Below are 20,847 nucleotides of genomic sequence, written 5' to 3'. Positions count from 1 at the left end.
AGGGATGAGTTATTAACAAGCGCCTGTCTTGATTTTATTCGTCCCTTTCTTTTAACTATCTTTATTGTCCCAAAAAAGGACTCATCATGTTTTTAATTTTCGATACCGAAACAACTGGTTTACCGCGAGATTGGAATGCTCCTTTGACCGATTTAGACAATTGGCCACGAGCAATTCAGATTGCTTGGCAGTTGCATGATGAACTGGGAAATTTAATCGAAGCGAAAGACTATCTCATTCGCCCAGATGGATTTGATATTCCCTACGATGCGGAACGAATTCACGGAATTTCTACCGAATTGGCTTTGGAGCAAGGTCAAGATTTGGAAGATGTTATCGCGGAATTCAATGAAGTTTTACGAAAATCACAATTTGTAGTCGGACAAAATATCGGTTTCGACTTAAATATCATGGGAGCAGAGTTTTTGCGAACTCAAGTGGCTACCAATATGCACGATCTTCCAGTGCTCGATACATGTACGGAAGTAACGGCAAATTTGTGTAAAATTCCTGGTGGACGAGGGGGGAAATTCAAGTTGCCTACTCTCACCGAATTACATAGTTTTTTATTCAATGTTCCTTTTGGAGAAGCTCACAATGCCACTGCCGATGTGGAAGCAACGACACGTTGTTTCTTTGAATTGGTTCGTCGCGAGGTTTTCACTGCTGAAGAGCTAAAGGTTGAGTTGGAGTTCTTCAATCGATTCAAGATTGCGAATCCAGATTTCATTCAACCAATTGGATTAACGCATCTGAATCTCAAAGAAGCAAGTGCGAAGCTCAAAAAGCAAGCTGTTGGAGATGATTCTGCTTCGATTGATGAATCTGCAGCAAGAGAGCGATTGAAAGATGTTCCATTCGTTCATTTGCACAATCATACACAGTTCACCATTCTTCAATCCACCATGAATGTGAAAGGATTGGTGAAGCAAGCTGTGAAGCACAATATGCCTGCTGTTGCTTTGACGGATATTGGAAACATGATGGCAGCCTTTCATTTTGAGAAAGCAATTGCTGGAATCAACAGTGAAATTGAAGCAGAACGCAAAGAAGCGGAGGAAAACGGACAGACGATTTCTAAAAAGCCATTGCTGCCAATTATTGGTTGCGAAATGTACGTTTGTCGCGATAGATTGGATAAAAGTGTAAAAGACAACGGTTCATTGGTTGTTTTCATCGCGAAGAACAAAAAAGGATACCACAACCTCATAAAACTCGCATCGATATCTCATACGGAAGGAATGTATTATGTTCCGCGTATCGATAAATCGGCAGTAGAGCAGTACCACGAAGATCTGATTGTATTGACTGGTGGTTTGAATGGAGAAATTCCTAGTTTGTTACTGAATGTGGGTGAAAAACAAGCAGAAGAAGCACTCGTTTGGTGGAAAAATCTGTTTGGTGAAGATTTGTATGTGGAGATTATGCGCCACGGACAAGAAGATGAAAATCGCGTAAATGCTTCTTTGATTAAATTGGCACAAAAACATGAGGTAAAACTGGTTGCAACAAACAATACGTTTTACGGTTCGAGGGAAGACGCCAATACACATGATATTTTGCTTTGCGTCAGAGATGGTGAGCAAGTAACTACGCCGAAAGGAAAAGGACGAAATTTCCGATTTGGATTGGAAAACGAAGAATATTATTTCAAGTCGGCTGACGAAATGAAGGAATTGTTTTTGGATTTACCAGAGGCAATTGAAAGTATCAGCGAAATATTGGGGAAAATCGAGCATTATCCTTTGGCGCGTGAAGTTCTCCTTCCAGCATTTGATATTCCAGATGAATTCAAAGATCCTCAAGATGCCATTGATGGAGGAAAAAGAGGAGAGAATGCATTTTTAAGACATTTGACTTACGAAGGAGCCGCTAAAAGATATCCTGAAATAACGGATGAAATTCGCGATCGACTCGACTTTGAGTTAGCAACAGTGGAGAAAACGGGATATCCGGGATATTTCTTGATTGTACAGGATTTTTGTCAAGCGGCTCGAGATATGGGAGTTGCTGTAGGTCCTGGTCGTGGTTCGGCAGCAGGTTCGGCAGTTGCCTATTGTACTGGAATTACGAATGTCGATCCAATTGCATACGATTTGCTCTTTGAGCGTTTCTTGAACCCCGATCGTGTTTCCATGCCCGATATCGATATCGATTTCGACGATGAAGGTCGTGGTCGAGTAATTGATTGGGTAATTGAAAAATATGGCTCTAATCAAGTAGCACAAATTATTACGTATGGAACAATGGCTGCGAAGTCTTCCATTCGTGATGCTGGTCGTGTATTGGATTTGCCTTTGATGGACACGAATTTATTGGCGAAGTTAATTCCCGATAATTTTACATTGGATGCCATTTTCAATTGGGAAGAACCCAAATTAGCTGAAAAATTGGCGAATAGTCCGCAAGATTTAGCAAATGTGCAAGAATTGCGTGCTGTTTCCAAAGGAACCGATATGCGTGCGCAAGTTTTAAGACAAGCACAGCGTATTGAAGGCTCTGTTCGAAATACCGGAATTCACGCTTGTGGAGTCATTATCACTCCAGATGATATCACCAATTTTGTTCCTGTTTCTCTTGCAAAAGATACAGGGATGTGGTGTACGCAATTTGATAACTCGGTTGCTGAAGAAGCTGGGTTGTTGAAAATGGACTTCTTGGGTCTGAAGACTTTGACTTTGATCAAAGATGCAGTCAAGAATGTCAAAAAACGCCACGATATTGATTTAGACCCAGATACTTTCCCTATAGATGACGAAAAGACGTATGAGTTATTCCAACGTGGTGAAACGGTAGGGATTTTCCAATACGAGAGTCCTGGAATGCAAAAATACATGCGTGAATTGCGTCCGTCGGTATTTGCCGATTTGATTGCCATGAATGCTTTGTATCGACCAGGTCCGCTTGAGTACATTCCTGATTTCATTAAAAGAAAGAACGGTGAACAAGAAATCAAGTACGATTTAGATGCGTGCGAAGAGTTTTTGAAGGAAACTTACGGAATTACAGTTTACCAAGAGCAAGTAATGCTTTTGTCCCAAAAATTGGCGGGATTCTCCAAAGGTGATGCCGATGTATTGCGTAAAGCTATGGGTAAAAAACAACGCTACATTCTGGATAAAATGAAACCTCAGTTTGTGGAGCAAGGACAAGAAAGAGGTCACGATCCAGTTGTATTGGAGAAAATTTGGAAAGACTGGGAAGCATTTGCATCTTACGCATTCAATAAATCGCATTCAACCTGTTATGCGTGGATTGCTTATCAAACGGCATATTTGAAAGCGAATTATCCAGCAGAATTCATGGCTTCTGTGCTTTCTAATAACTTGAACGATATTGCACAAGTGAGTTTCTTCATGGAAGAATGTCGCCGAATGGGAATCGAAGTACTTGGGCCAGATGTGAATGAATCGGCTTATGAATTTACGGTGAATCAACATGGAGCAATTCGCTTTGGGTTAGGAGGAATCAAAGGCTTGGGAAGTGGCCCGGTTGAAAATATTATTGAGAACAGACAAGAAGAAGGTTCATTCCAATCCATTTTTGAAATGACCAAACGCTTGAATTTACGTATTGTGAATAAAAAAGCGATGGAAAGTATGGCGTATGCAGGTTGTTTTGATTCATTCAAAGGAGCTCATCGCGCGCAGTATTTTGCTTTGGATGCTGGAGGAAAGACATTCATTGAGAATGCTTTGAAATATGGAAATAGCTTGCAAGACAATGAAAATTCGGCTCAAGTTTCCATGTTTGGAGAATCGGCAGATGTGAAAATGCCAGAGCCCACAATTCCGAATTCCGAAGAATGGAACTTGCTCTACAAATTGAATCGGGAGAAGGAAGTAGTTGGAATTTTTATTTCTGGCCACCCGCTGGATGATTTCAGAGTAGAAATTGAAGCGTTTTGCAATGGAAATGTGGAATTACTTTCCAATGTGAAAAATCACTTAGGTCGCGATTTTACCATTCCAGCAATTATCACAGATGCACAGCATTTAACAACCAAAACAGGAAAACCTTTCGGATTAATCCTGATCGAAGATTATTCGAATACGCACAAGCAATATATTTTCGGAGATACGTATTTGAAATTTAAACACTTATTGACGAAGGATTTGTTTGTAGCAATCAAAGGACGTGTTCAGGAAGGACCATACCCAGATAAGATTACCAAAATGAAACCCATTGAATTTAGCATCAACTCCATTGAGCAATTGCAAGATATGATGGGAACGAAATCGGCGACTTTCAATATCACGATTCCCATTAAGTCATTGGATCAAATGATGATGAATAAGTTGGAAGCGCTTTTCAGTGAAAGTGAAGAGGGGAATTGTTCGGTGAAATTTACCGTAGTAGACCATTTAGACAATCTGACGGTAACAATGCCTTCCAAACGATTACGAATCAATCCTTCACCCAAAATGCTCTCAGAGATGAAGGAAATGCAGTTGGAGGTTGGGTTTGACACGAATTAATATAAATTGAAAAAGGCACTGAGCGCAGTCCAAGTGCTTTTCAATCCGGATCATAAGGTCCACCCGTTTCTCCCCAGCCCCATTTTGGCATTGGTTCATTCGTGTCCATCGGATTTTCGGTCAGTTGGGAATTGATGACGGCAAGCCTGGTTCCCCATTCAATATAACCCACAAAAGCTGAACGAAATTCTGGGTCACTTTTAAGTCCGATCTCATCAGCGGTTTGCAATAAAAGGTGCACCCAACGTTGTCTTTTTTCTTCCGAAAGCATTTTTCCAATGTGTTGACCTATCATTTTAGAATGACTTCCATTGTTCTCAAGAGTATAGAATTGCCCTCCTCCGAAAACTTCAGCTACAAAATTGGCAACATGCTTCACATGTTCTGGCGACATGTTCTTGAAAACTTCGCTCAATAAATCGTCTTTCAGGACTTTGTCATAAAATTGGGCGAACAAGTTTTCGAAGGTTTTGATGTCACCTGCCCATTCGTATAGAGTCGGTATGTTTTTCACGTTGCTTTGTTTGGGGAAATACCGAATATACAAATTATTCCAACTCTAACTTAATGGCCGTTGAAGAACTCTAGCATGATTGTCAATGCTGTTTCGCTGTGCATCCGTTCCCCATTTTCAAGAGATTCACACGCTATGATTGCTGCTCTTTTTCGCATAGTTTTTTCGTAAGAGGAAATGGCATCCTTTAAATCGGTGTATTTGTCAGAAGTCAAACATTCACTTAATTCCAATGCATCCCACATGGCCATGTTTACACCTTCGCCAGCAAAAGGAGGCATTACGTGAGCTGCATCGCCGATTATTGTCAGGTTGGATGAGGTTTCCCAAGTTTGGTCGAAAGGGATGCAATAGATTGGTCTTGGTACAAATGGAGTTGCCGTACTTTCAAACAGTTCATACCAATGATTGCTCCATTCTGGATATTCTTCTTTGAACCATTCGAGTAATTGAACTTTATCTGAAAAATCCAGACCGCTGTTTGCTGCCCAGTTTTCGGGCGCTTTGAAACTGGCGTAGAATCCGATTTCGCCATTCCCCCTTTGCCCCATTAGCAAATCTTTCTCTTTGCCAAAAGCCATTATCTTTCCTCCATTGAGTAATTCGAAAATTTGAGAAGCCGAATTTTTAGCATCGTAAATGTTTCCTTCCAACAGGGTAATTCCTGAATAGAAAGGCTTGACGTCTGTGATGTATGGTCGGATTTTGGAGTTTGCGCCATCTGCACCAATCACGATATCAGCATAAACAGCATCCCCATTTTTGAAATGGATTACCCAACCTTCATTTTGTTTTTCCATGGAAATGAAATGGCTGTTCCAAACAACGGTTTCAAGCTGTAATGATTCCAATAAGATCTTTCTTAACGCACCACGGTCTATTTCAGGACGGAAATGCTCATGCCCAAAGTTTTCCTCTAATTTGGTGTCGTGGTCGCTATAAAATACTTCTCCTGCTTCATTCATTACTTTCAGTCTGTCAGCTCCAGGAAGAAAGTTGTTCTTGAATTCTTCCAATAGATTTGCTTTAATGAGCGCTGCTAAACCCGATTTCTCGTGTAAATCAAGAGGTGAACCCTGTACGCGGGCATTTTTATCCAAATCCCGTTCATATACTTGTACGTTTGCGCCTTGAAGCTGTAAAAGTCTTGCTAATGTTAGTCCTCCAGGACCACCGCCGATAATGGCTATTTTTTTGTTTTCTAATTTCATGTCAAAAACGATTGTTTAATGACACAAATTTATTTCGGATTCAAGGTTGAAAATTGTATAAATCGGTCGTTTTGATTTTGCTTCAATTCTTTTGGTAAAACACCTGCTAATTTTTTGACTTCCTTGATGAAATGCGATTGGTCTGTAAAATTTTGTTCAGGAAATAGCTTTCCTTCTTTGATATGATGAAACGACGCACGAAAGCGAAGAATATTGCAATACGCTTTCAGCGAAATTCCAAATTGCTGATTGAAATAACGATTAATCTGGCGACTGCTCCAGGATACTTTTTCGGAAAGTTCTTTTACCGTCATTGCCCCATTTGAAGCGTAAATCAACTCAAACAATTTTTGCTTTCGGTTGTCAATTTCTTGGGGTAGGAGGGATTGGATTTTGTGAGAAGCCTTTTTACAGAAGAGGTCAAAGTCTTTTAAATCGCTAGCATCAAAATCCCAAAAGCCAGCGGGTAAGTGCTTCGCGTAGTTCAATAGATCAGAAACAGGCTGATCGATAATATATTCGATTGCAAGCAATTTGAAACTGATGGCAAACATTAGTGTCCTTGGCGCCATGATTGCTCTGTCGGCGTGGGTTTCAATTCCTGAAAGCGTCACGTGAAAGGGTTCCGTTGTCGATAGCGAGAAAAAAAGGTCAATTCTTCCATCAGGCAAAACAATCACTTCCTTGTCGCTATCTGTTAGGTTCTCCAAGAACCAAAAACTCTCCACAAAGTCAACAAGCAACTTATCTGGTTTGCTCAATTTGAAGCCGAAGTTTTTATCCATTGTTCTCCCGTTTCATTCTTCCTCATCTTGCTGATGTGCATGTGTTGAATCAGCATACTCAAAAGTAGGTTTATACCCACGTTTTTTTATATCCTCTAAATCAACATTCCGAGTAGTTTTCACTTCCCAAGTCATTATAAAATCAGGACTTTTGATGATTTCCCCAGTTGTTTTCTCGCGATATTCTCCTTCTTTCGCCGCTTTGATGGTGTCTTTGTCGTAAGTAATTGTAAAAATGCTATTATCTTCTCTTCGTATCTTGAAGAATCCATCAACGGTTAATTTCGCAACCGTACCATGCGTTTGGTATTGTTCGATTATTTCCCCTTCTTGATCTATAAAATTCAAGCCGATAAGAAATACTTTCCCTTTAAAATGATTTCTTAATTGCCTCCAATTCATAATTTCTGGTATTGATGAATTCTCAAGATACTGTTTATTATTCTTTGAAATTACACTGTAATTGCCATAAAGTGTTAATGTTTTGGATTGATTAGAGGGTGAAAATAAGATCTGACAGTTTATTCCTCAATACAATTACATTCCTTGATTAAATGGTGATGACTTTTATAATCATCTTTAGACATATAGATCGTTAAAATGTACATTCCAATACTCATGATTAATATTTTGTATTCATTCTCCGTTAAAAAGAAATACAAACCTGCAAAAAAACCAAAGATTGAAAGAATAGCAAGAACTGTTGCATAATGTCCTGGATATGAAATAGTCCAGAAATAATTTTTTTTTCTTTTTCCAAAAAGAATCAAAGTTTTAAAAAGAATCCAATGCTTATTTATTACTTGGTTTCTCAATGAAATCATATTGTCATATTCATCGGCATAAATTGTTCCTTCTTCATCTTCAATGTCTAGTCTTCTTGTGTTTTTATTATCAAAATAAGGTTCGCGAGTTTTACTTCGTAGTTTTTGTATAAACAATAACCGAGTTTGGTTCAATTCGTATTTTTTTATGATAATTAGAGAGAGTTTCATTAAGATATTTTTCCTTCCTGTGATTTGATGATAGATAAAGTCTTATTCTAATCCCATTTTTTTTGAAAGTGCTTCACAGTATCCATCGTCCCAATATCCTTTAAAAACTTCTCCGTTTTTGAATACGTATATTCCATAGCCATTTTGGTTTCCATTTTTCCAAGGACCTTCATAATAGCTTCCATCTGCCCATTCGTACTTACCAAATCCATCCATTTCATCATGTTTCCATTCACCAACGTATTTGTTATTGGTGAATTTATCTTCTTCAGCAATGCCCCAGAACTTTGTTCCGTGACCATGCATTAAACCGTTTTTGTATTCACCGTCATAGTAACGACCTGGATATTTTGAATTTTCTCCCCATTTTCCAATTCCTTTTCCGTCTGGCTTCCCATTTTTCCAATTGCCAACATACTTTGAATCTTCACTTTTATCATAATACGTTCCAAATCCTGAATACTCATCGTCTTTAAAATTGCCTGTATAAGTATCTCCAGAAAAATTTGAAGTTGTTCCAAAAAATTGATAACCTTTTCCGTTGAGTTCGCCATTGATCCAATGTCCCTTTTCTAAACCATTGTCTTTCCAACTTCTTGTTCCTTCTCCGTTTTCACAATCTCCTTCCGTACATTCCCAATTATTTTTAGAGCTACAACTTGTGGTAAAGAGGAGCAATGCGATTATCAAATTTTTCATTTTGGACACGATTAATTCTTTCAATTTGGACTTTCTATTACCTCAACTTCATCAACAAATAAGAAAACATCATCGCACTAGCCTTTGCGCTTTGCTCATTGGTAGAAGAACCAGCGTGTCCGCCCTCCATATTTTCGTAATAATAGGTTTTGTAGCCCATGTCGTTCATTTTGGCAACCATTTTACGTGCGTGACCTGGATGAACACGGTCATCGCGTGTGGAAGTCGTAAAAAACACTTCTGGATAGTTCATTCCTTCTTTCAGGTTTTGGTACGGAGAATACTTTTGAATGTATTCCCATTCTTCTGGAATATCGGGATTTCCATATTCGCCCATCCAGCTTGCACCAGCTAATAATTTGTTGAAACGCTGCATATCAAGCAAGGGAACCTGACAAACCACCGCATTGTATAAATCTGGTCGTTGTGTAAATGCTACTCCAACTAACAAACCGCCGTTACTTCCACCCATGATTCCTAAATGTTTGGGCGAAGTCACTTTCTGAGCAATTAGGTCTTCTGAAACTGCATATAAATCATCAAATACGTTTTGACGTTTTTCTTTCATTCCATCTTGGTGCCATTTTGGTCCAAATTCACCACCGCCACGAATATTAGCTAATACAAATACTCCACCTTTGTCTAGCCAAGCGTTCCCATACGTGGACATATAAAATGGTTGATAGGAAACTTCATATCCTCCGTAAGCTACAATCAGTGTAGGATTGGTTCCGTCATTTTTCACATTTTTAGCAGCTATCATGAAATATGGAACGAGTGTGCCATCTTTTGATTTCGCTTTGAACTGCTTTACTTCATATTTGTTTGCATCAAAATAGGACGGCAGTGACTTATTGGCTTCAAAGGTGTTTTTTTCTGCGTCTGCTGCATAGAGAGTTGTTGGAGTAATGAAGTTTTCGTACTGAAAAAAATATTGATCGGAAAATTCATCAGTACTGATCAGTGAAATAGTTCCAAAATCAGGCGCTTTTACTTGTTGATTAGTCCACTTTCCATTCGTGAAAGAGTAAATATACAATTGACTTGTTACATTACTCAGCATGTTCACAAGCAGTTTGTTTTTAGTTGCAGACACTTCTGAAATACTCGAAAATTCATCAGGTTGAACTATTACTTGAATCGTTTTTTTGCCATTGAGTAATTGCGTGAAATTGAGACTTAGCAACACACCGTTTTTGTATGTTTTTGAATCTATTGTCCAATCAGATTTTAATTGAATCACCAATTCATCATTCAAAAGACCATTGATGGTGCAATCTTCAGGAATGTCTAATGTGACAATTTTGTTATCGATCCAGATTAATTTTTGAGTAGTAAAAAAACTTGAAGCTCTGGAAATGGAAACGTAGGTTTTCATTCCATCTTCCATTGTTCCTCCCCAAGTACCAACATCTGTTTGCTGACCTTCATAAATTAATTGTGCATCTTTTAATGAGGTGCCTCGTTTCCAAATTTTCACTTGGTTCGGATAACCAGAAGTAGTCATTGTTCCTTCGCCAAAATCGGTTGAAACGATTAACGTATTTTCGTCGATGTACCCAGCTGAACCTTTTGCTTCATCTATTTGAAATCCGTTTTCTAAAAATTGTTTTTTCTCTACATCAAATTCTTTGATAAATACCGCATCACTACCGCCATTTGAAAGTTGAATCAACAAACGGTTATAGGAAGGACGTAAACCACTTGAGCCTTTGTAAACCCATTTGATATTATCTTTTTTCGATAATTCATCGATATCTAAAAGTGTTTCCCAATTCGTTTTTCCATTGGTATAATCGGTTAAAAGACATCTCCTCAAAATACCCCTTTCATGGTCTTTATCTTTCCAGAAATTATAGACGTACTTTCCTCGGATACCAGGATAAACAATCTTGTTGGAAGAATTGGAAATCTCTAAACTTTTGTCGTAAATGGATTGATAGTCTTTTTCTTGACTCAGTTTTTCAAGCGTCGCTTTATTTTGAGCATGTACAAATTGCAAAGATTTTTCACTGGCAACTTCTTCTAGCCATTGGAATTTGTCTTCTTGGGCTTGAGAGATTTGATTGATTCCGATAAGTGTCATGAGGATTAATGGATATTTCATGGTAATTCTATTTTTTGTCAAAGGAATAATTTCAGTTAGATGCTGATTTTAAGCAGTTCAATATACGAAATAAAGAGGAATTCAAAATTAGGTGAAGAATGTCTTTTGAATTAGAATTTGGTGCAAATAAATCAAATGTTATAGTAACAATATCCTCAGATTTTTCGACTTTTCAATCATTTCCGGATAACGATCAGGGTTTCAATTTTCAATTAATCCAGCAAACCTCTCAGTTCCATCAACTCATTCACTTTTTCCAAATTCCCAACCTGTTGGAAGGAAGCAATTAAATTTGTAATCATTCTGCGGATAATATCTGAGTTGGAACACGGTTGAAAGTGGCTTGCTTGTGGCGCAACTTGAATACTCGATAAAAATTGCACGATGTCGTCTTTTTGCAACATACTTCCCTTTGAGAAGGCATTGATGTAGAACAAAACCCCGTATTCATTTCCATTCGAGATAAATTGATTCACACCGTTATTATCCATGTATGCGAGGATAAAGTGGTTTGGAAGATTTACTCCGTAAATCGGCAATTTGAGTTCTTGAGCAATTACACTGTAGAGAATACTCAAACTCAGAGGATTTCCTTTCTTCGTTTCAATAACGGTATTGATGAAGGAATTGAGTGGAGAATTGTAATTCTTCGAATTTCCTGAAAATCCGTATTGTCCGAAAAGTACTTTGTTAATGATGCGAATTGATTCGAAGGCAGTCATGTTGTGATTTAGCTCTAACCAACAATCTCTGCGGATTCGTTCAATGAAGGTATAGATGGCTTTTTCATCCAAACCAGGATATTGATGCTTGGCGATGATAATGGTTCCTTTCAACAAATCTTTGGAAGAACTGCTGTACCATGAACTTAATTGGCGCTTGCATTCTTCGAATTGAATCTCGTGAATCAAAACTTCAATGCGGGATTGAAAAAGCAGCCCATAATCTTTTTCTTCCCAAGAAGATTCTAATAGTTGAACAGCATCAGGTCCAATTTCTAACAACCGATCTCGCACATGCGCATAAATTTGCTCATCTGGATCATCCATGAGGGCAATTAACGCTTGTAGAGATTTCAAATCTTCCATGAAACAAAGATACCTGAAGGCAAATGCATATTTTGAGCAGAAGCGTTGAAACTATTAATACTGAAATGTGAACAACAAAGGAATTCCACTAAATCAGCGGATTTTCACTTGAGAAATTTTAACAAGTTGTGTAACTTCTCTCCAAATAATCGGTTAAAAGTGATATTTACTCATTCATCCCGAAATATCTTGGTATGTTCTTTGTAATCAACGATATTCGTCATTCAAAAACTACAACTAATGAAACGATTTTTAATTCTAGGCCTTGCCTTAGCAGCACTTTTTCAAGTAACATCTTGTAAAAAGAAATGGAAGTATGATGAAAGTTCTGCTCCAAAAACAAACGCCATTGTAGAGAATGCCTTTAGCGAAATGGCAAATATGTCTGATCAAGCAGTAAAAGGTAATTTGACGATCTACGGAATTGGTCAGCCAATTGTTCGAGTTGGAAAGTATGAATCATTTACCGAAACAGAGAAAGCAAATTGCAATGTGATTCTTACTTTAGATACTGTTGGAACGCAAGATACATTAACAATTGATTGGGGGACAAGCAACTGTACTTGTCAGGATCAAAAACAACGTCGTGGAAAGCTAATTATTTCTTACAACGGATCTTATTACAATCAAGGAACAATTATCAACTATACTCCTGTTAATTACTATGTGAATGATCATAAAGTAGAAGGAGTGATGACGATTGAGAATATGGGGCCGAACTCATTGGGACAGCCTTATTACAAAGTAGATATTGATGGAGTTGTGACTTTATCGACTGGAGAAATTGCTACATATACGTCAGATCGAATTAGAACATTTACCAATGGTTATACTACTTTGTTGAATTACTGGGATGATGAGTATGATATTACAGGAACAGCAACTGCGCAAGTAGTGAATGGCGACGGCTATACAGCAAATGTGATAAACGCATTACATGTGAAAGTTGGATGTCCATACATCACAAAAGGAACGTTGGAAATTACCCCAACAGGTAGAACAACCCGAACAATTGATTATGGAACTGGAGCTTGCGATGGAACTTTTACCATTGAAATCAACGGACATACTTATACGGTTGTAATATAAGTGACAGTATATAGGATAAAAAGTAAGGGTGGAAAATTTTCCACCCTTACTTTTTTATATAAAATCGTGTTTACGACCTCACTAACGAGTTATTCTGTTTTCAGAAAGAAACTCTTTTACGACTGCACTAACGAGTTATTCTGTTTTCAGAAAGAAACTCTTTTACGACTGCACTAACGTTTGTCTGTATCGAATCGCTAGTTAACACTAGCTCTTCATCAGTTCTGTAATGATTTTATCATTCGAATATCCTTCGGCTTCTGCGCGATAATTGCGCACAATGCGGTGTCTCAAAATTGGTAAAGCTACAGCTTTTACATCGTCAATGTCTGGAGAAAAACGACCATGTAATGCTGCATGGCATTTAGCTCCAACAATTAAATATTGTGATGCGCGTGGTCCAGCTCCCCAAGAAATAAAGTCTTTGGTAAGTTGTGGAGCCAATGGATTGTCTTTTCGAGTTTTAGCAACTAGTTTTACCGCATATTCCAGTACATTATCAGCAACAGGAATGCGGCGAATTAGTTCTTGGTATTCAGCAATTTTTTCTCCTGAAACGATTTGGTTCAATTGTATTTTGACATCAGAAGTGGTGCTTTTTACAATGGCCATTTCTTCTACAAAAGAAGGGTAATCTACCCAAATGTTGAACATGAAACGGTCCAATTGTGCTTCTGGCAAAGGATAAGTTCCTTCTTGCTCAATTGGGTTTTGTGTTGCAAGCACGAAAAAAGGGTGTGGTAATGTATAGGTTGTTCCTGCAGCAGTAACTCTTCTTTCTTGCATTGCTTCCAACAAAGCTGATTGCGTTTTTGGAGGAGTACGGTTAATCTCATCTGCCAAGATAATATTGCTAAACAAAGGTCCTTTGATGAATTTAAACTGTCTACTTTCATCCAAAATCTCAGAACCTACAATATCTGAAGGCATTAAATCTGGAGTAAATTGCACGCGGTTAAATGAAAGCCCTAAAGTATCGGCAATTGTATTTACCAATAAGGTTTTTGCCAATCCGGGAACACCAACTAACAAACAATGTCCACGTGAAAAAATAGAAATTAAAACCTGATCAACCACTTCTTCTTGTCCAACAATGACTTGATGGATTTCGTTTTTAAGAGCTTTGTAATCTTTTACTAATTGTTCAATAGCAGCTACGTCTGACATGTTTTTATCTTTTTGCTTTATGGTGCTTTCGGAATCCACTGGTTTTGAAAAACGCAGTCTTTGAATGAATCATCGATGCGAATATATGCTGTGGAAATTTTTGTTTTGGTCCAAGCTAGAATTACTTTTTGTTTTTTGTCTTCTAAGGCCATCATACGGAATAAATTGTAGTCGTCCTTTAAATTACCAACATGTGGTTTCGTTCTTTCGGCTACACGCACGATTCGAATTGCTTCTTTGCGCTCGTTGAAGTCGTAGTACAAATTTGGAGACGTCACTTGATTGATTTCTAATCCATCGGTTAATTGGAACATCATAGGATCTACTTCGTTCACTTGTTCAATACTCCACTTAATTTCTCCGGTAATTGGGTTGGTAATGAATCCTTTGTTTTCTTTTGTATTTACATCGTTAGAATAGATTCTAACAGCATCATCCCAAGTGTATTTATTTTGCTTCAAGTCCTCGTAGCATTTCTCCATACGTTTACTTGATGCATCTAAACTATCCAAGCTGAACTTAGGAGAGATTAAGATGTGACTAACAATGTAATCATCACCTTTTCGGTCGATTAGTTGCATGAAGTGAAAACCGAATTCAGTCTCAAAGACCTCGCTGATTTCTCCTACTTTTAAGCTATAAGCTGTTGCTTCAAAAGTTCTAGCCATCATCCCGCGAGTTGCTTCGTAACGTCCGCAATTTTTAGCGCTTCCAGGGTCGTCGGAGTTTGAGAAAGCTGCCGCACACATGGTCATTTTTCCTGATACAACGGATTTTCGTATTTCAACAATCTTTTTTTGAGCAATTTCCTTATCTGATTTGGTGATTTTTGGAAAAATAGCTATTTGTTGAAATGAAAGTTGTGAGTTGATATATGGTAAACTGTCTTTTGGAATACTATTGAAAAAATTTTCCACTTCCATCGGTGAAACATCTAAATCTGCTGTAATTCCGCGTTCAACCTCTTGTCCTTGCAAACGTTTTTTGATTGTTACTCTAAATTCTTCTTTAATTTGAGATTTTGTTTTTCCATAAAAAGACTCAATAGTAATTGGATTTCCTTTATCGTCTTTGACATTCTTCATCTGATTTTCAATCACACGAAGTCTATTTTCCATTTCGGCATCTACCTGCTCATCACTAATTTGAATGGAATCTAATTCAGCTTGATTTACCAATAGGAAATTATAGAGCATTTGTTCTAAGAGCACACATTGATCAATACTTTCTGGAACAGCACTGTTTTGTTTTAATGACTGCTTTTGTCCTTCTAATTCTGAATACAGCACAATGTTATCACCAACTTGGCCAATAACTTTGTCAATCATTTTGGGTTGAGCGAACACGTTGGTGAAAGCAAGAGTAAAGAGAAAACTAATTAATAGTTGATATTTCATGTTTATTTTATCAAACGTATAAGGTGCTAATTTCGTGTTCTTTTTTGAGATTCAATCAATAACGCATAGCAAATTACATTATTTTAAGAATTTGATTGTTTTTTCAAAAAGAAAAACCGGCATCTACCGGTTCTTCCATTTATTTTCCTAAGTTGTAAAGAACATTTTCATGGATGACAATAGGATGTTTTTTTCCAATTTCAGCCAACCATTCTTTTTCTAAGTAATTCTGATAATCTGAGGTTGCAGCACCTTTTGCTTCAGTCAATGTTTTTGGAGCGGGTTCTAAAATCTCATCTACCTTAACGATGTAGTATTTTCCATCAAACACATAAGCTGGATTGACGCCTTTTTTCAAGTTTTGCCCTTTTAAGTAAGGTACTGACTCTAACTCAAATTTACCCGTTCTAACTCTTAAGTTTAATTCAGAATCCTTATTGATTACGTTAATTACGGTACGGGATGAAATTGTATCGCTTTTTAACATAGTTGCAACCTTTTTAGAAATATCTTCATTCAAACATTCATAGATGTATGCATTGTAGCGTTTCCCCCAAGCGTAAGTACTATTGTTTTTTTCAAAGAATATTTTTAAGCCAGAAGTATCCTTGATTGCTTTGTTCCAAACTTTGTCAGACATAATCTCGTACAATAAAATACCATCGTGGTATTCTTGCATTAATGCTTTAAATTCAGGATATTTTGCATCCAATTTACTTTCTTCATAAGCTAAAATTTCGCTGTTTTGCCAAGCTGTGTATTGCTTTTGAACCAAGGTTTTTGAATCTAAATTTTTGAAATTTCTAGAATTCTTTTGAAGATAAGAAGCGAATTCTTTTTGAGTAAATTCTTTTTTATCCAAAGTAAACATAGCAGTATTTGTTTTCAAGGCATCTGCATTCCAAGTTCCTTTGTAATAGTTGGTGTCAATATTTTGAACGAACCATTTGCTTGATTTACTATAATTGTCTTTATACGAATAGCTTTTCTTTAATTTTTGGATAAACGAATTTTGAGTTACAATAGCACGTTCATCCTTGTTTACTTTCGATTGAATTTCCTTTTTCAATTCGTCAAATGAGCGAAGTGGTGTTAATTCTAATCGTTTAATGATGTGAAATCCAAATGCTGTTTGAACTGGTTTTGAAATGTCTCCATTTGCAGTTAGTGCAAAAGCCGCTTCTTCGAACTCAGGAACCATACGAGTTGTTGTACCTGTTCCAAAAAGTGGAAGTTCACCTCCTTTTTCTGCAGTTTGTGCATCATCAGAAAATTCACCAGCTAATTTTTCAAAAGATTCACCATTTTGTAATTTCGAATAGATTTCATCTACTTTTTTGCGTGCATCATCTAATTCTTCTTGACCTGCATCCTTTCCAGTTGCAACCATTATATGAGCTGCTTTCATGGTTCCTCTTGCTGGACGAATGTCAATCACTTTTAAGATATGGTAGCCAAATTTGGTGCGAATAGGATTGGAAATTTTTCCAACTTGTGTCATGTAAGCAGCTTCCTCAAATTGATAAACCATTTGGAATGCCGTGAAATAGCCTAAATCACCTCCGTTTCTAGCTGCTGATGGATCATCAGAACCGTTTTTTCCTTTTGCAACAGTTGCGAAATCTTCGCCATTCTCAATACGTTTTTTGATAGCAAGAATTCTGTTGTAAGCAGCTAATGTATCCTCCGGAGAAGCATTTTCAACAACTTTCACTAAAATATGAGCTGCATGAACTTCGTTTTTCATCCGTTCATAAGCTTGAGCAACTAATGCACTATTTTTTGTAGAATCAATCAAATAGGGTTGAGACAATTGTTTGCGATAACCAGCCAATTCCTTTTTTAATTTTGGAATGGTATCATATCCAAGTGCTTCTGCTTCTGCAACTTTCAATTTGAATTTTTTAAACAACCCCATATATTCATCCAATGATACTTTATCGTACTTTGGATCGTTGTTGTTTTTTAAATAAATCTGTAAAAATTCCGATTTAGTCACTTTTTTACCGTCAATTTCCATCACAACATTATCTGTTTGAGCGATGGTGTTTAGGGAAAATAAAATTCCTAAGGCTAATACTAGTTGTTTTTTCATGAATTGTTATACTTTGTTCAAACCAAGAACGCCAAAAATAACACATTGTTTTGGCTTTGAAAGTAAAATCGAAGGATTTAAGAAAAATTTAAGGTTTCAAATAGTATGTTGGGTAAAATAGATAGGGCAGAAAATTTTCTGCCCTATCTATTTTTTTAATTAATTTCTGATGATTACTTCAAGCTATAATTTGGAGCTTCTCTCGTAATCGTTACATCGTGTGGATGAGATTCACGCATCCCAGCAGATGTAATACGAACAAATTCAGCACCTTTTAGTTTTTCTATCGATCCAGCACCACAATATCCCATTCCAGCTCTCAAACCGCCAACGATTTGATAAACCACTTCGTACAAGTTACCTTTGTATGGAACACGTCCTGAAATTCCTTCTGGAACCAATTTTTTAATATCGTCTTCCGCATCTTGGAAATAACGGTCTTTTGAGCCTTTTTGCATGGCTTCCAAAGAGCCCATTCCGCGGTATGATTTGAATTTTCTTCCTTCGTAAATGATTGTTTCTCCTGGAGATTCTTCAACTCCTGCAAACATGGAACCGATCATTACGACATCTGCTCCTGCAGCAATTGCTTTTACAATATCTCCTGTATAGCGAATTCCTCCATCTGCAATTACAGGCACTCCTGTTCCTTCTAAAGCTAAAGCAACATCATTTACTGCGGTCAATTGAGGAACGCCAACACCCGCAATGATTCGGGTGGTACAAATGGAACCTGGTCCAATTCCAACTTTTACGGCGTCAGCTCCAGCTTCAACCAAGTATTTTGCTGCTGCTGCTGTTGCAATATTTCCTACGATTACATCTAATTTCGGGAATTGAGCTTTTACTTCTTTCAGTTTTATCACAACTCCTTCTGTGTGTCCGTGAGCGGTATCGATGACAATTGCATCTACTCCTGCTTCAACAAGAGCTTGTACACGTTCAATGGTGTCATGTGTAACTCCAACTGCTGCTGCAACACGCAAACGTCCATATTGATCTTTACAGGAATTAGGATGTGTTTTTACTTTGATAATATCGCGGTAAGTAATTAGGCCGATAAGGGTATTATCGCCATCAACTACTGGTAGTTTTTCAATTTTCTTTTCTTGTAATATTTCTTCTGCGGTTGCAAGACTTGTTCCATCTTTAGTGGTAATCAAGTTTTCAGTGGTCATGATTTCGCGCACAGGTCTTGAATGGTTCTTTTCAAAACGCAAATCGCGGTTGGTAATGATTCCTTTTAATTTTTTATTTTCATCAATGACTGGGATTCCTCCAATTTTAAACTCAGCCATTAAGTTTAAAGCATCACTTACAATTGCGTGTTCGGATAATGTTACAGGATCTAAAATCATCCCGCTTTCCGAACGCTTCACTTTTCGTACTTCCAAAGCTTGATCAGCAATGGTCATGTTTTTGTGAATTACACCAATTCCTCCGTGTTGAGCAAGAGCGATTGCTAAGCTTGCTTCTGTAACGGTATCCATCGCTGCTGAAACAATGGGAGTATTGACTTCAATGTTGCGTGTGATTTTACTTTTTAAACGGACGTCTCTAGGAAGAACTTGTGAAAATGCTGGGACTAAGAGTACGTCATCGTATGTGAGACCTTCTCTAACTGAATTAAGATTGGACAGTGCCATGTGTGAACCTATTTTTGAAATAAATTCTCGCAAAAGTAAGTATTTTCATTCAGAAACAAATCGTTTTAGTGAAAGTTTCTAGTAAGTTTTGGGCTTTTTCCTGATAATAATTGTTAAACGAGCTAAAACTGATAAAACATTCTACAAAATTCCGTAATCTTGTAATATGAATAATTGGTTGAAATACGTACTTGTAGGATTGGTTTTTTGCCTTTCCTTGAACTCAAATGCTCAAGATAAAGAGAAGTTGGTTCAATTGTCTGGCGTAGTGATTTCTTCAGATAGCCTGCAGGAAATGCCTTATGCTGCTCTTTATAATAAAACAGCTAGACGAGGAACAATGGCTGATATTTACGGTTTCTTCTCTGTTGTTGTTCATCCTGGAGATACGATTTTATTTCGCTATTTCGGACACAAGCCGTCTTCTTACATTGTTCCAGATACACTTTCTGAAGAACGTTATTCCATTATTCACATGATGACTGTTGATACGATTCAACTGTCTGAAGTTGTTATTTATCCGTGGCCCTCAAGAGAGGCGTTTGCTCAAGCGTTTGTGGAAATGAATCCCTATGATGATGCTATGCTTCGTGCGCAAAAAGAATTATCTGGTAAATCACTGGCACATATAGCGTCCATGGTTTCATCTGATGCTTCCTTATCTTATGGAAATGTGATGAATCAAAACAATACGCGTTTGTATACCATGGGGCAGTCTCCGGTAAACAACTTGCTGAATCCATTTGCTTGGGCGAAGTTCTTGCAAAAATGGAGGTCGGGTGAATTGCAAAGGCAGTAGATTTAATTGATTAAAGGTTTTTATGTCAATCTTTTATGATAAATTATTGTTCTCCTTTTAGTAGATTAGGATATATTTAATTCTTTTTAAAATTCAGATAATCATTTTCTACCTTCAATTACCAAAATTATGCAAAGAGTATTTTATGTATTGATAGTTTTTTTTACACTAATCGGCTGTAAGAACAAAAATAAAGAATATACTCTTGAAGGAAGGTTAATGTCATCATGTGATCTTCCTGCTTCTAATAAGGAAATGTCTCTCTATCAAGAGTCAATAACTTTGACATCTAACGGTGGATATTTGAAGGATTTTACTTGTGATGAAAACGGTTATTTTAAGGTGGTATATAAAGCAGAAAATTCCGGCAAGCTTTCAATCCGGACCAATGGTGAAATACTTAGAGGTATTCCAAGCAAGAAGAATCTAAACATTGGAAAGGTTTACAACAATCCCCCTTCAGTTAAGTTTATTGTGCGGCTGCAAGTGAATAATGCGTATACCGCCAATGATACGCTATATTATTATGATTGGAATTACCCGCAAAACGGTGCAAGCCATTGGGTGAAGAAAATTGCTGGACCGTTTCAGTCAGGTATAATAGATACAGTTCAGAATGCTGGGTATTTAAGTTTTCCGATTGAGTATCAAGGGAATCCTTTTATGCGGGTAAATTATTATGTAAACAGTTACCAGTCGAATGAGGATGCAATTGTATTCACTCCTCTTTGTTCTGGAACTTTTTCAGAAGCAGTTTTGGTAATAGATTAAAAGGGT

General features: G+C 37.4%; 16 protein-coding genes. 4 read left to right on the top strand and 12 right to left on the bottom strand.

Features of this window, described 5'->3' with window-relative positions; genetic code table 11:
• Nucleotides 1-86 precede the first annotated feature (86 nt).
• Nucleotides 87-4,478, top strand: a complete 4,392-nt coding sequence (gene dnaE / locus FLUTA_RS04790) for a DNA polymerase III subunit alpha (RefSeq protein WP_013685729.1) — start codon at nt 87-89, stop codon at nt 4,476-4,478.
• A 40-nt stretch (nt 4,479-4,518) separates the two neighbouring features.
• On the opposite strand, the gene FLUTA_RS04785 is transcribed toward dnaE, so the two are convergent.
• The 8 genes from FLUTA_RS04785 to FLUTA_RS04750 all read right to left on the bottom strand — a co-directional run bounded on the left by FLUTA_RS04785 (nt 4,519) and on the right by FLUTA_RS04750 (nt 11,877).
• Complete coding sequence (locus FLUTA_RS04785; protein ID WP_013685728.1) at nt 4,519-4,992, bottom strand: group II truncated hemoglobin; 474 nt, start codon at nt 4,990-4,992, stop codon at nt 4,519-4,521.
• Between the two features lie 50 nt (nt 4,993-5,042).
• Nucleotides 5,043-6,203, bottom strand: a complete 1,161-nt coding sequence (locus tag FLUTA_RS04780; RefSeq protein ID WP_013685727.1) for an FAD-dependent oxidoreductase — start codon at nt 6,201-6,203, stop codon at nt 5,043-5,045.
• A 29-nt stretch (nt 6,204-6,232) separates the two neighbouring features.
• Nucleotides 6,233-6,988: a helix-turn-helix domain-containing protein gene (locus tag FLUTA_RS04775; protein WP_013685726.1), complete on the bottom strand. Its 756-nt coding sequence runs from the start codon at nt 6,986-6,988 to the stop codon at nt 6,233-6,235.
• 12 nt (nt 6,989-7,000) lie between these two features.
• Nucleotides 7,001-7,390: a hypothetical protein gene (locus FLUTA_RS04770; protein WP_013685725.1), complete on the bottom strand. Its 390-nt coding sequence runs from the start codon at nt 7,388-7,390 to the stop codon at nt 7,001-7,003.
• 119 nt (nt 7,391-7,509) lie between these two features.
• On the bottom strand, nt 7,510-7,983 hold the full coding sequence (locus FLUTA_RS04765; RefSeq protein ID WP_013685724.1) for a hypothetical protein: 474 nt from the start codon (nt 7,981-7,983) through the stop codon (nt 7,510-7,512).
• A 42-nt stretch (nt 7,984-8,025) separates the two neighbouring features.
• The gene (locus FLUTA_RS04760; protein ID WP_013685723.1) at nt 8,026-8,682 is read right to left on the bottom strand and encodes an MORN repeat-containing protein; all 657 of its coding nucleotides are present in this window, start codon (nt 8,680-8,682) and stop codon (nt 8,026-8,028) included.
• A gap of 37 nt (nt 8,683-8,719) precedes the next feature.
• Nucleotides 8,720-10,789 carry a prolyl oligopeptidase family serine peptidase gene (locus FLUTA_RS04755; protein WP_013685722.1) on the bottom strand — a complete coding sequence of 690 codons (2,070 nt, stop codon included), beginning with the start codon at nt 10,787-10,789 and terminating at the stop codon, nt 8,720-8,722.
• Nucleotides 10,790-11,001: 212 nt separating this feature from the next.
• Nucleotides 11,002-11,877: a transglutaminase-like domain-containing protein gene (locus tag FLUTA_RS04750; RefSeq protein WP_043023637.1), complete on the bottom strand. Its 876-nt coding sequence runs from the start codon at nt 11,875-11,877 to the stop codon at nt 11,002-11,004.
• Nucleotides 11,878-12,117: 240 nt separating this feature from the next.
• Between FLUTA_RS04750 and FLUTA_RS04745 the strand changes: the two genes are divergently transcribed.
• Nucleotides 12,118-12,966, top strand: a complete 849-nt coding sequence (locus FLUTA_RS04745; protein WP_013685720.1) for a hypothetical protein — start codon at nt 12,118-12,120, stop codon at nt 12,964-12,966.
• Nucleotides 12,967-13,173: 207 nt separating this feature from the next.
• Here the strand turns inward: FLUTA_RS04745 and FLUTA_RS04740 are convergent, their stop codons facing one another.
• The 4 genes from FLUTA_RS04740 to guaB form a co-directional block, all read right to left on the bottom strand.
• Complete coding sequence (locus tag FLUTA_RS04740) at nt 13,174-14,133, bottom strand: AAA family ATPase (protein WP_013685719.1); 960 nt, start codon at nt 14,131-14,133, stop codon at nt 13,174-13,176.
• Nucleotides 14,134-14,150: 17 nt separating this feature from the next.
• Nucleotides 14,151-15,530, bottom strand: a complete 1,380-nt coding sequence (locus tag FLUTA_RS04735; RefSeq protein ID WP_013685718.1) for a peptidylprolyl isomerase — start codon at nt 15,528-15,530, stop codon at nt 14,151-14,153.
• A gap of 139 nt (nt 15,531-15,669) precedes the next feature.
• Nucleotides 15,670-17,625, bottom strand: coding sequence for a peptidylprolyl isomerase (locus tag FLUTA_RS04730; RefSeq protein ID WP_013685717.1), 1,956 nt, complete (start codon nt 17,623-17,625; stop codon nt 15,670-15,672).
• Nucleotides 17,626-17,798: 173 nt separating this feature from the next.
• A complete protein-coding gene (gene guaB, locus FLUTA_RS04725) occupies nt 17,799-19,271 on the bottom strand; it encodes an IMP dehydrogenase (RefSeq protein WP_013685716.1) in 1,473 nt (490 codons plus the stop codon).
• Nucleotides 19,272-19,437: 166 nt separating this feature from the next.
• Between guaB and FLUTA_RS04720 the strand changes: the two genes are divergently transcribed.
• Complete coding sequence (locus FLUTA_RS04720) at nt 19,438-20,070, top strand: peptidase associated/transthyretin-like domain-containing protein (protein ID WP_013685715.1); 633 nt, start codon at nt 19,438-19,440, stop codon at nt 20,068-20,070.
• Nucleotides 20,071-20,199: 129 nt separating this feature from the next.
• Nucleotides 20,200-20,841, top strand: a complete 642-nt coding sequence (locus tag FLUTA_RS04715; RefSeq protein ID WP_013685714.1) for a hypothetical protein — start codon at nt 20,200-20,202, stop codon at nt 20,839-20,841.
• The last annotated feature ends 6 nt before the right edge of the window (nt 20,842-20,847 follow it).

The organism is Fluviicola taffensis DSM 16823 (assembly GCF_000194605.1).
Classification (GTDB): Bacteria; Bacteroidota; Bacteroidia; order Flavobacteriales_D; family Crocinitomicaceae; genus Fluviicola; species Fluviicola taffensis.
Note: the sequence above shows the minus strand (reverse complement) of the source record. Positions and strands in the feature narration are given on the sequence as shown.